Raw genomic sequence first — 9,696 nt, 5'->3', positions numbered from 1 at the left:
ACCTTATCCAATTATTCCAAGAAGATTGGGTGTCCCAGTGATGAAGTCAGGTGCTCTGGGCCACTTCGACTATTCCATGGAATGTGCAGGCTTTATCACCACGCTACAGCGGGGTGCTGAATGGGTGGCCACCGGTGCGGTTACCCAGGCCATTCCGACGGATTTTCCCACAGAAGAAAAGGTGACTGTTAGAAAATGGGATAAATAGAAGAATTAGATACGTTCAACATAGGGCGAATTGTTCCCTGGGCTAACGCTAAGTGACGCCTGTCCAATAGGAGTCATTGAAGCATGTTTTTAGTATTCTCATAACGGGGAAACGCAATGGCGCAAGTTATTGGGCTTTGCGGCCTGATTTATCAGGCTTGCGCCTTTGCGTGTTTTTTTAAGACAGGAAATTACCGTGGATTGGCGAGTTAGCTCCCGCACCACCATTTGTCCCATTCTATCATGGTCAGTACTTAGCTTTTCGTTACATTCAACCATCAATCAAAATCAACCTATGAAAAAGTTTATACTCCCCTTTATTGCCCTGCTGCTTAGCGCTGGATTTCTGCAGGCGCAAAAGCTGTCTCTAAAAGTCGGCTCAGAAAATGTGTCGATGAAAATCGGCCAGTCGATGCAGCTGGAAGCTGTGGTGGTAGATGCCGCCGGAAAAAAGGTAGCCGACCGTGACTTTATTTTCTATTCAAGAAACCAGCGTGCCTTGTCGGTGGTAGACAGCACCGGAATGGCTACGGCCATCAGGCACGGAGAATATGGTGTGGTAGTGATAAGCCCGGGAGAGCCCATGCTCAGGGCGAATATTACCGTCAATATAGCGCCCGCACCTATAGCCAAGGTAGCTTTCGGGCCAATTCCCGACAAGATTTATGCTGGAGTGAACGTGCCACTTACGCTGATAGTGACTGATGAAGCTGGATTTGAACGCCCGGAAGTCGCTGTCTCGCTGAAATCGTCGGATGAAAGCAAGGTGGCTGTTGCCCCGTTCTATAAAATAATGCCCCGTGAAAAGGGCAAAGTGACCCTGACTGCTTCAGTTGGTGGTGTGCAGGGAAAGCTGGAGGTGAATGTAATGGAAAATCCCATTGCAAAAATTGATTTGAAAGCGGACATGACCGAAGGCAGATCTGGCGACGTATTTACACTGACTGCCGTGGCGATGGACAAAAGTGGAAATGTTGTCAAAGACGCACCCATCAACTACTCATTTACCGGTGAGTCGTACGATGTGTCTGCCGCTCCTTCGGGTTTAATGACAAAGGAAGGAAAGTTCGTGGCCGATCAGCCCGGGCTCTATGTGTTGAATGCTACCTGTGGCCCGGCTGCAGCTTCTGTCACTGTGAGCGCCAACAACCGCAATATTTCACGCAAGATCGATTTGGTTGGTCAGGGCTCTGTCAACAACAAGCACACGTCTGACTTTTGGATTTGGGAAGGTGTGGATGGAAAAGACTACGCCGTAACTGGCACCTGGGGCGCCGATGGCACAGCCTATTTCTGGGATGTTACGAATCCTGCAGGGATGCTGCTGATTGACTCTGTGAAAGTAGATGCCCGTACCGTGAACGATGTAAAAATTTCTGAAGACGGGAAAATCTGCGTGATCTCCAGAGAAGGTGCTTCCAACAGGAAAAACGGCCTGGTAATTATCGATGTGACCAACCCAAGGGATGCAAAAGTGATCTCAGAATTCTCTGAGAACCTGACCGGCGGTGTGCACAATGTATTCATTTACAAGAAGCATGTTTATGCGCTGAGTGCAGGTAGAAAATACTACTCGATTAATATTGAAGACCCGACCAAGCCTAGAATTGTAGGTGAGTTTGAATTGGATACACCTGGTCACTCCATTCACGATGTGTGGGTGCATGATGGCATCGCTTATTCTTCCAACTGGGACGACGGCGTGCAACTGGTCGACGTGGGCAATGGCATTGCCGGTGGCTCTCCGTCGAACCCGGTGCAGTTTGCCAGCTATGCCTATCCAAGTGGGTCGAACCATGCTGCGTTTCCTTACAAAGACGAAAAGACGGGTAAATTCTACGTCATTCTCGGCGACGAGGAGTTTCCTTACGGACTTGACCCCGATGGCCGCAAGCCTGGTAGAGCGGCAGGATTCCTTCATATCATTGACTTCACAGACCTTAAAAACCCCAAAGAGGTGGCCTGGTTTCAGGTGCCGTTTGCCGGATCGCACAATTTCTGGATAGAGGGCGATGTGCTGTATGCAGCCTTCTACAACGGAGGTGTACGGGTAGTTGATTTAAGCGGAGAGCTGTTGGGCGACCTGAATCGTCAGGGCCGTGAGATTGCCTGGATCGTGCCGGAAGATCCCGATGGCTACATAGCCAATGCGCCATTTACCTGGGGAGCGCAGCCGCACAAAGGCCACATTTTCTATTCCGACTGGAACAGTGGGTTGTGGTCGGCCAAGCTGAGGCCCGTTGTACCGGAGAATACCAAGATACAAACTAAGTAGGCTGACGCTTTGCATATGAATACTATGATCAAATCATTCTTGCTGTCGGCGGCCATCTTCTTCGGCTTCAGCGCAGGTGCGCAGAATTACTATGTGTATGTTACTGCTGAGTCGGAGGATGAAGTTGCGCTCATCAAATTTGACGGAACGAAGGCCACAGTGGAAGAGACCATTGCCGTGGGCATCTGGCCCGCAGAAATTGAAGGGCCGCATGGTATCAATGTAAGCCCTGATGGAAAGTACTGGTACCTGTCTCTGGCACATGGAAATCCGTATGGTACGCTTTATAAGTTTTCCACTGAAACCAATCAGGTAGTCGACACTGTCAGGCTGGGGCTTTTCCCCGCCTCTTTGCAGGTGTCAAAAGCGACGGGCCTTTTGTACTGCGTGAACTTTGACCTGCACGGCGACATGGTGCCCAGCACGGTCTCGGTGGTAGACCCGGAAGAAATGATCGAGATCGACCGCATAGAAACCGGAGTGATGCCTCATGGTTCGAGGATTTCAGCTGATGGCCTGTATCACTATTCGGTGGGCATGATGTCTGGCGAACTTTTTGAGATTTCGACAACCAAGTTGAAAGTAACCAGAAAGCTCAACCTGGATGGCAAGGAGGAGGAGCCGGCAATGGCCAGCATGGGTGGGATGGACCACGGTGCCATGGATCATTCAAAGATGGATCATTCGATGATGGGAGCTAGCAAACCGATGTATCATAGCGCTGTTAAGCCTACCTGGGCCATTCCTCATCCCACAGAAAGAAAAGTGTATGTGGCTGGCAATGGCTCAGATGAGATATTGGAGGTGGACCTTGACAAATGGGCGATCACCAACCGTTTCAAAACGGGCAAGGCGCCTTACAATGTGGACGTGTCGTCGGACGGCCGTTGGCTGGTGGCCACCTACAAAGGGAGCGCCGAAACAGGTGTGTGGGACTTGAAGAAAGCGAAAGAAACCGCCAGAATAAAGAACACCCGCAAAGTGTCGCATGGCGTGTCCATTTCATCCGATAGCAAGTACGCTTTCGTTTCTGTAGAAGGAATTGGCGGTGAGCCTGGCACCATGGATGTGATCGATATCAAAAAAGGGACAAAAGTAGCTTCTGTCGACATGGGCAAGCAGGCTGGTGGGATTATCTTTTGGAAGATGGAGTAGCTTTACATCGATTAAAGAGTTCAAAAGGATCAGGGGGACTGATCCTTTTTTTGTAGCTACCCAGCCTGTTTACGCTATGGTGGTTTTAACCAAAATGCTTCACTATCTTTATCAACCGGGTTATTAAGCGAAACCATTGTAATCCGGTAACAAAACATATCCATCAAAACTACTCTAGCTACTATGAAAGCCATCAAATACCTTTTTGTCATTCCCTTACTTTGCTTTATTGCCTGTAGCACTCCCAAAGAAGAAGCAGGTGTGGTTGCCAATAATGAAAAAGCCACGGCACGACTTGATTCCACGCTCAATGCCATTGTTGAGACTGGTATGGTGGCTGGTGCTTCTGCTTTGATTTTTGAAAAAGGTAAGGAAGTATACTTCAATGCCTATGGCTATGCCGACCGGGAGGCCAAAGTGCCCATGGATAGAAATACCATCGCTATCATTTACTCAATGACCAAACCTGTTACTGGCGCTGCGCTGATGACCCTTTACGACAAAGGCGCTTTCCAGCTTGATGAGCCATTATCGAAATACGCACCGGAGTTTGCCGACATGAAGGTGTTTGCAGGGATTGACTCTGTTTCAGGAGAAATGATACTGGAGCCACTGGATCGTCCGATTACTATCAGAGACATTACCCGTCACACAGCAGGCTTTGCCAATAATCCGAATATGCCTGGCCTGGGTGATGTGTTGAGGGCAGTTGATCCTGCCAACAGAGAGAACACCCTCGTGCAGATGGCAGAAAAGATGGGTGCCATACCATTGATGTTTCAACCGGGCACCCAGTGGGCTTACGGTCCTTCAGTAGACGTGCAGGCTTTTCTGGTAGAACGACTATCGGGCATGCCCTATGGTGAATACGTGAAGAAGAACGTGCTTGATCCTTTGAAGATGACCGAAACCCGCTATTTCGTACCTGAGGGCGATCGCAGCCGGATGTCGGCCATATACAGAAGAAATGAGGATGGTACGCTCACTCAGCTGCCCGATTCGTCCGCCCATTCTTTCAATATCAACCACTGGGCGCTTACCCCGGGAGGCTTTGGCCTTACCTCTACCGTGGACGACTACATGCGGTTGGCTCAGATGTATGTGAATGAGGGTACGCTGGATGGCGCAGCTATTCTAAAGCCCGAAACGGTAAAGCTCATGGCAACTAATCACCTGGATGAAAATATCAAAGAGCGAATGTGGCTCCCCAGCAAAGGCCAGGTAGGTTTCGGGATTGACTTTGCTGTGAGGCTGCGCCCGCCAGCATCAGCCGATGAGAACCATGGCATAGTAGGCGAGTTTTTCTGGGATGGCGCTGCCAGCACCTTGTTTTGGGTGGATCCGGCGAACGACCTGACAGCAGTGCTGTTCGTGCAGATCATGCCCTTTGCTGGTCAGGTGCACAAGAAGTTTAGGGATGCGGTGTATGGGCCGTATGTGCCTGAGAATGTGAGGTAAACATATCAATTTAGGCGACATTATTTATCCCCCAGGTCGACTTTTACGAGGTTGGCCTGGGGGATATCTTTTTGAAGGGCCGTTGCGTTGGGATGACTTTTTGTACTCTACACTTGTAGAATAGAAAAGTTTCTCTACATTTGTAGAGCAGTGTAAATAACCAAAGCGCATCATAGATGAAGTTGTCACAAAAGGAAGAGGAATTGATGAATTACATATGGCAAGCCGACGAAACCTATATGAAGGACCTGATCGATGCTTACCCGGAGCCAAAGCCTGCAGTAACTACCATTGCCACACTGCTGAAGAGGCTGACTAACAAAGGAGCCATTGGGTTTCGGGCCAAAGGTCATTCAAGGGCTTATTACCCGCTGATAGCCAAGTCCGACTATTCTACCTCTTATGTCAAAAACATGATAACTACTTTCTTTCAGGGGTCGTCGGGGAGGTTTGCTTCCTTTTTTACAAAGAACATCAAGCTGAGCAAAGAGGAACTGCTCGAGCTTCGTGATATGATTGATGATCAACTTAAAGCATCAGACAAATGATTATTTACGTCATCCGCTTCAGTTTGTCTTTGGTTATTGTCTACGTGTTCTACAAAGCTTTTTTTGAGAACGAAAAGGGGCACGGCTTCAAAAGACTGGTGCTGCTGGGTGGCCTGGCGACGTCGCTGGTGGTGCCGCTTGTTTCAATCGATACATCGGAAAGTATTAAAAGTACCATTACAGCTGTTGAACCCTATGTGCCAACGAATTATTTCTTTTGGGAGTGGTTGGCCGGAGCTGTGTATCTGTTGGTGGTAGCTGTGCTGCTGGTGCGTTTTGGCGTGGATATTTACCGCTTCCTAAGGAAAGCTGCTGGACATGAACAGCGCAGGTACGGCCGGGCAACGGTGGTGCTTCTAACGGAGGACACTACGCCGTATTCCTTCCTTCATTATATTTTCATCAACAAGGCGCAGTTTGAAGCCATCCCGCCGGAACTGCTAAAGCACGAGCTGACTCATGTGCAGCAGTGGCATACGCTCGATATCTTCCTGGTGGAACTGGTGAAAGTGCTCGTTTGGATCAACCCAATGGTGGGGAGGTACAAAAAGGCTATGCAGCTCAATCATGAGTTTCTGGCCGATGGTGATGTGCTCAGAACGCACGATACCCGCCACTATCAGAACATCCTGCTGAGCTATCTTGATGGCCGACGACCATTGAACATGGTCAGCGGTTTCAATTTTTCTCCAACGAAACAGCGATTCCAAATGATGACAAGGGGAAAAAGCAGTATGTACGCACTGAAGCAAGTGTTCATTGTTCCGTTGCTGGCAGTCATTTTGATCTCCTGTTCCGATAATCCGGGCGTGTCGGGCAAAGAGATGCTGTATTACTGGCGCTACACAGCTGGTATGCAGGAGATACTCGAAACGGGTGAAATGAGCGAAAAAGACCTGAAGGAGGGGATTCTGTTGCCCATAGAAACAAAAGGGCAATACGACACGCTTATGGCCATCTATAAAAACATGAGCAACGGACAGCGGACATCAGTCTATAAGCTTCCCGCTTACCTTGAGCCACTCACCGACGAAGACTGGCAGCAAATGAAACAGAGCATGCAGCCTCAGTAAATCAAATCTTATTACTACATCCAATTTTTCCATCATATGAACTATCATGGCGTGAACAACTATGCAAAAATTTTCCTGGCGCTGGCCGGCCTGGTCATCAGCGTCCACACCGCCAGCAGCCAAGCGCAGCCGTCTTCTTACCTGCTACAGCTGGGGATGAAAGACAGCGTCTATTCGAAAGTCTTGAAAGAGCAGAGAGATTTCTGGGTGCAGCTCCCTGAAGGCTTCAACCCGGAAAGCAAGACGACTTACCCGGTCATTTATCTATTGGACGGCGGTGCGCAGTTGGGTGCGCTGGCGGCTGTGTATAGCTACTACACGGGCCACCACCTGCCCGACATGATTCTGGTGGGTATTTCCAACCGCACCAACCGCACCCGGGACCTGACCACTTCTGAAGTCAAGTTTCGGAATGGGGGCGAAGTGAGAGAGGCCACCGGCGGTGCTGAAGCCTTCACCCGTTTCCTGGAAACAGAGCTCATTCCCTATGTGGACGACAAGTACCCAGCCTCACCGTTCAGGACGCTGATCGGGCATTCTTACGGCGGCCTGTTCACCATCAACACGCTGGTTAACCACACCGAATTATTTGACAACTATGTCGCCATTGACCCGAGCCTTGACTGGGACGACCAAAAGCTTATGAAAGAAGCGAAGGAAGCGCTAAAAAGTCGGCAGTTCCAGAGAAAATCGCTTTTTGTGGCATTAGGCGCTGGTCAGCTACACATGCTTGATGAATCAGTCACCCTTGATAACGTGATGCAGGACACCTCGGAATATAGCCTGTTCGGCCGTTCTATCATTGAATTTTCCAGGTTCGCAGAAAGCCAGCAACAAAACGGACTTTCCTTTTCGTGGAAGACGTATCCCGATGACTATCATTGGACTGTGCCGCTGCCCGCTTTGCGTGATGGGCTCATCAGGCAGTTTGAGTGGTACCAGCTTCAGTCGCCCACAAAATACAGCAGCCCTGACACAACTTTGGATGAATTGCTCACATTAATCAAACAGCGGGAGAAAGTGCTGAAGGCTCACTTTGGTTATTCGTACCCAGCCATGCCGGAGGAGCTTTTTAACCAGGCAGGCTACATGTACCTCCAAATGGGGCAGGTAGCGAAATCAGAGGTGTTTTTTAAGATGGGGATTGAGTACTACCCTGAAAGCCCCAACGCTTATGACTCAATGGCGGATTACTACGAGTCACAAGGCGACAATGCCAATGCACTGGCTAACGTGACAAAAGCTTTTGAGCTTAGCGGGGATGAGTACTATGCTGAGAGGATGAAAAGGCTAGAGAAGAAGTAGCTGTTGGCGATGAAAAACCTTGTTGGGTGGGTTAGCTTGCTAGCCCCAATCCACCCACTACTTCCCAAACAATGCCCTTCTCAGGCATCCCGTCCAGCAGCGGCATGGCCCTGGCTATGGCGGCTCTCACACTTTCCAGCTTCAACGAGTTAGCATGATCCTCTTTTGTTTCCCAGACTTCAGATATGAGGATGAGCTCCTCGTTGTCCGGGTCTTTGCCGATAAGGTATTGCAGGCAACCCGGCATGGGGCTGTCAGTCTGTGCATTTTCCATTAGAATGGCGATGAGTTCATCGCCTTTTCCAGGTTTGGCCTTCAGCTTTCCGAATAAGCCGTATTTGGTGTTGGTTTCAGCTGTCATGTTTATTCTTCCAGTTTTAGTGCATAGATAGTAGGCCAATACTTACCTGTTACCAGCAACGACTTGGTGCCCTCATACCAGGCAATGCCGTTGAGTACATCCACTTGTGGATTCTTCAATTTGGCCTGCTCGGCCAGGGCAGAGAGGTCGAGAACGCCTACTACCTCACCATCGGCAGGATCAATTTTCACAATGGAATTGGTTTGCCAGATATTGGCGAAGATATATCCGTTCACGTATTCCAATTCGTTGATCATGGTTACCGGCTGGCCCTGGTAGGTAACAGGAAGTGTTTTCGTGACTTTGAGGGATGCAGTGTCAAGATAAAACAGGCTGCTTTTACCATCACTCATAATCAGGTTTTTGCCATCGTGGGTAAGCCCCCAGCCCTCTGTTTCATAGGTGAACTCATTCACTTTTTCGAACGTGTTCAGGTCGTAAACAAAGCCCTGCTGGTTCTTCCAGGTGAGCTGATACACTTTGTTGTTCAGGATAGTAATGCCCTCACCGAAGTACTCTTCGGCCAAATCTACCTTCTTTTCCGGCTTGCCTGTTTTGATATTAAGTACGCCAAACCAGGAGCGGCCTTCCTCGCCGGTGCTTTCATACAGCTTGCCATTGTGCACAACAAATCCTTCGGTGAAGGAGCCGGTGTCATGAGGTAATTGGCTGTGGATTTTAAAGTCTATTCTATCCGACGTAGCTTCTTCCTTTTTTTCGGTTGAAGTACAGGCCGCTGCCAACACGGTAATGATAAGCCAGGAAAAGCTTTTATAAGTCATATTGTACAGTCTACTTTTCCTGGCAATTTAATTACTTTACTTTCTCTATTAGAAAAATAGACTCAACTTTCCTGAGAACAGCTACTGAATGAACAACAAACGATCTTACAGTTACTTTGCTGTAATCGGCGCCTTTTTCGACCTTCCCCAACCCACAAAGAAGGCCAATGCCATAAAGACCAGATTAAAGGCAATGCCGGAGTATTCGCCTCTGCTGGAATGAAACAAGGCAGCCAGCAGCATGACGATGACCAATCCCCAGCCAGCGTAGGCTGTAAGTATCGGCTTGATACGGGTGAGGGCGGGAAGAATTAAACCCAACGCTGCAGCCAGCTCAGAAGCGCCGATGAAACGGACAAGTGCGGCCGGTATGTCGCCGGGCCACACCATCTGGGCAGCGAGATCGGGAATTGGGGCGGTAAGCTTCATGAAGCCTGCCATGCCGAAAGCCAGTGCAAGAACGACTTGCACCACCCAAAGTATGATGTGGAGCACTTTTGATTGTTTTTGTTCTGTAGCCATAATGTTTTGA

Annotated in this window: 9 protein-coding genes and 1 pseudogene; 7 read left to right on the top strand and 3 right to left on the bottom strand. The window is 49.2% G+C overall.

The features are described from left to right. The 7 genes and pseudogenes from AAC052_RS02865 to AAC052_RS02835 form a co-directional block, all read left to right on the top strand. A pseudogene (locus AAC052_RS02865) lies at window positions 1-208 on the top strand (hypothetical protein); the annotation flags it as partial. Window positions 209-502: 294 nt separating this feature from the next. Then, the gene (locus AAC052_RS02860) at window positions 503-2,482 is read left to right on the top strand and encodes a hypothetical protein (RefSeq protein ID WP_339810774.1); all 1,980 of its coding nucleotides are present in this window, start codon (window positions 503-505) and stop codon (window positions 2,480-2,482) included. A gap of 24 nt (window positions 2,483-2,506) precedes the next feature. Further along, the gene (locus AAC052_RS02855) at window positions 2,507-3,637 is read left to right on the top strand and encodes a YncE family protein (protein ID WP_339810772.1); all 1,131 of its coding nucleotides are present in this window, start codon (window positions 2,507-2,509) and stop codon (window positions 3,635-3,637) included. A 183-nt stretch (window positions 3,638-3,820) separates the two neighbouring features. Further along, window positions 3,821-5,095, top strand: coding sequence for a serine hydrolase domain-containing protein (locus AAC052_RS02850; RefSeq protein ID WP_339810771.1), 1,275 nt, complete (start codon window positions 3,821-3,823; stop codon window positions 5,093-5,095). A gap of 176 nt (window positions 5,096-5,271) precedes the next feature. Further along, a complete protein-coding gene (locus AAC052_RS02845; RefSeq protein WP_317490040.1) occupies window positions 5,272-5,643 on the top strand; it encodes a BlaI/MecI/CopY family transcriptional regulator in 372 nt (123 codons plus the stop codon). After that, a complete protein-coding gene (locus tag AAC052_RS02840; protein ID WP_339810770.1) occupies window positions 5,640-6,716 on the top strand; it encodes a M56 family metallopeptidase in 1,077 nt (358 codons plus the stop codon). The genes AAC052_RS02845 and AAC052_RS02840 overlap by 4 nt, the downstream gene beginning before the upstream one ends. Before the next feature lie 36 nt (window positions 6,717-6,752). Then, a complete protein-coding gene (locus AAC052_RS02835) occupies window positions 6,753-8,021 on the top strand; it encodes an alpha/beta hydrolase-fold protein (protein ID WP_339810768.1) in 1,269 nt (422 codons plus the stop codon). Window positions 8,022-8,052: 31 nt separating this feature from the next. Here AAC052_RS02835 and AAC052_RS02830 read toward each other — a convergent pair whose 3' ends face one another. The 3 genes from AAC052_RS02830 to AAC052_RS02820 all read right to left on the bottom strand — a co-directional run bounded on the left by AAC052_RS02830 (window position 8,053) and on the right by AAC052_RS02820 (window position 9,686). Then, window positions 8,053-8,382, bottom strand: a complete 330-nt coding sequence (locus AAC052_RS02830) for a putative quinol monooxygenase (protein WP_339810767.1) — start codon at window positions 8,380-8,382, stop codon at window positions 8,053-8,055. Window positions 8,383-8,384: 2 nt separating this feature from the next. Further along, window positions 8,385-9,164, bottom strand: coding sequence for a glutaminyl-peptide cyclotransferase (locus tag AAC052_RS02825; RefSeq protein ID WP_339810766.1), 780 nt, complete (start codon window positions 9,162-9,164; stop codon window positions 8,385-8,387). A 111-nt stretch (window positions 9,165-9,275) separates the two neighbouring features. Beyond that, window positions 9,276-9,686, bottom strand: a complete 411-nt coding sequence (locus AAC052_RS02820) for a DoxX family protein (protein WP_339810764.1) — start codon at window positions 9,684-9,686, stop codon at window positions 9,276-9,278. Window positions 9,687-9,696 lie beyond the last annotated feature (10 nt).

This window comes from uncultured Imperialibacter sp. (assembly GCF_963974565.1).
GTDB lineage: Bacteria > Bacteroidota > Bacteroidia > Cytophagales > Cyclobacteriaceae > Imperialibacter > Imperialibacter roseus.
This window is presented reverse-complemented; position numbering and strand designations above follow the sequence as displayed.

What these genes read in the sequence shown, in the direction of transcription:
- AAC052_RS02860 (WP_339810774.1), top strand. Translation starts at nt 503, where the DNA reads ATGAAAAAGTTTATACTCCCCTTTATTGCCCTGCTGCTTAGCGCTGGA.
- AAC052_RS02855 (WP_339810772.1), top strand. Translation starts at nt 2,507, where the DNA reads ATGATCAAATCATTCTTGCTGTCGGCGGCCATCTTCTTCGGCTTCAGC.
- AAC052_RS02850 (WP_339810771.1), top strand. Translation starts at nt 3,821, where the DNA reads ATGAAAGCCATCAAATACCTTTTTGTCATTCCCTTACTTTGCTTTATT.
- AAC052_RS02845 (WP_317490040.1), top strand. Translation starts at nt 5,272, where the DNA reads ATGAAGTTGTCACAAAAGGAAGAGGAATTGATGAATTACATATGGCAA.
- AAC052_RS02840 (WP_339810770.1), top strand. Translation starts at nt 5,640, where the DNA reads ATGATTATTTACGTCATCCGCTTCAGTTTGTCTTTGGTTATTGTCTAC.
- AAC052_RS02835 (WP_339810768.1), top strand. Translation starts at nt 6,753, where the DNA reads ATGAACTATCATGGCGTGAACAACTATGCAAAAATTTTCCTGGCGCTG.
- AAC052_RS02830 (WP_339810767.1), bottom strand. Translation starts at nt 8,382, where the DNA reads ATGACAGCTGAAACCAACACCAAATACGGCTTATTCGGAAAGCTGAAG.
- AAC052_RS02825 (WP_339810766.1), bottom strand. Translation starts at nt 9,164, where the DNA reads ATGACTTATAAAAGCTTTTCCTGGCTTATCATTACCGTGTTGGCAGCG.
- AAC052_RS02820 (WP_339810764.1), bottom strand. Translation starts at nt 9,686, where the DNA reads ATGGCTACAGAACAAAAACAATCAAAAGTGCTCCACATCATACTTTGG.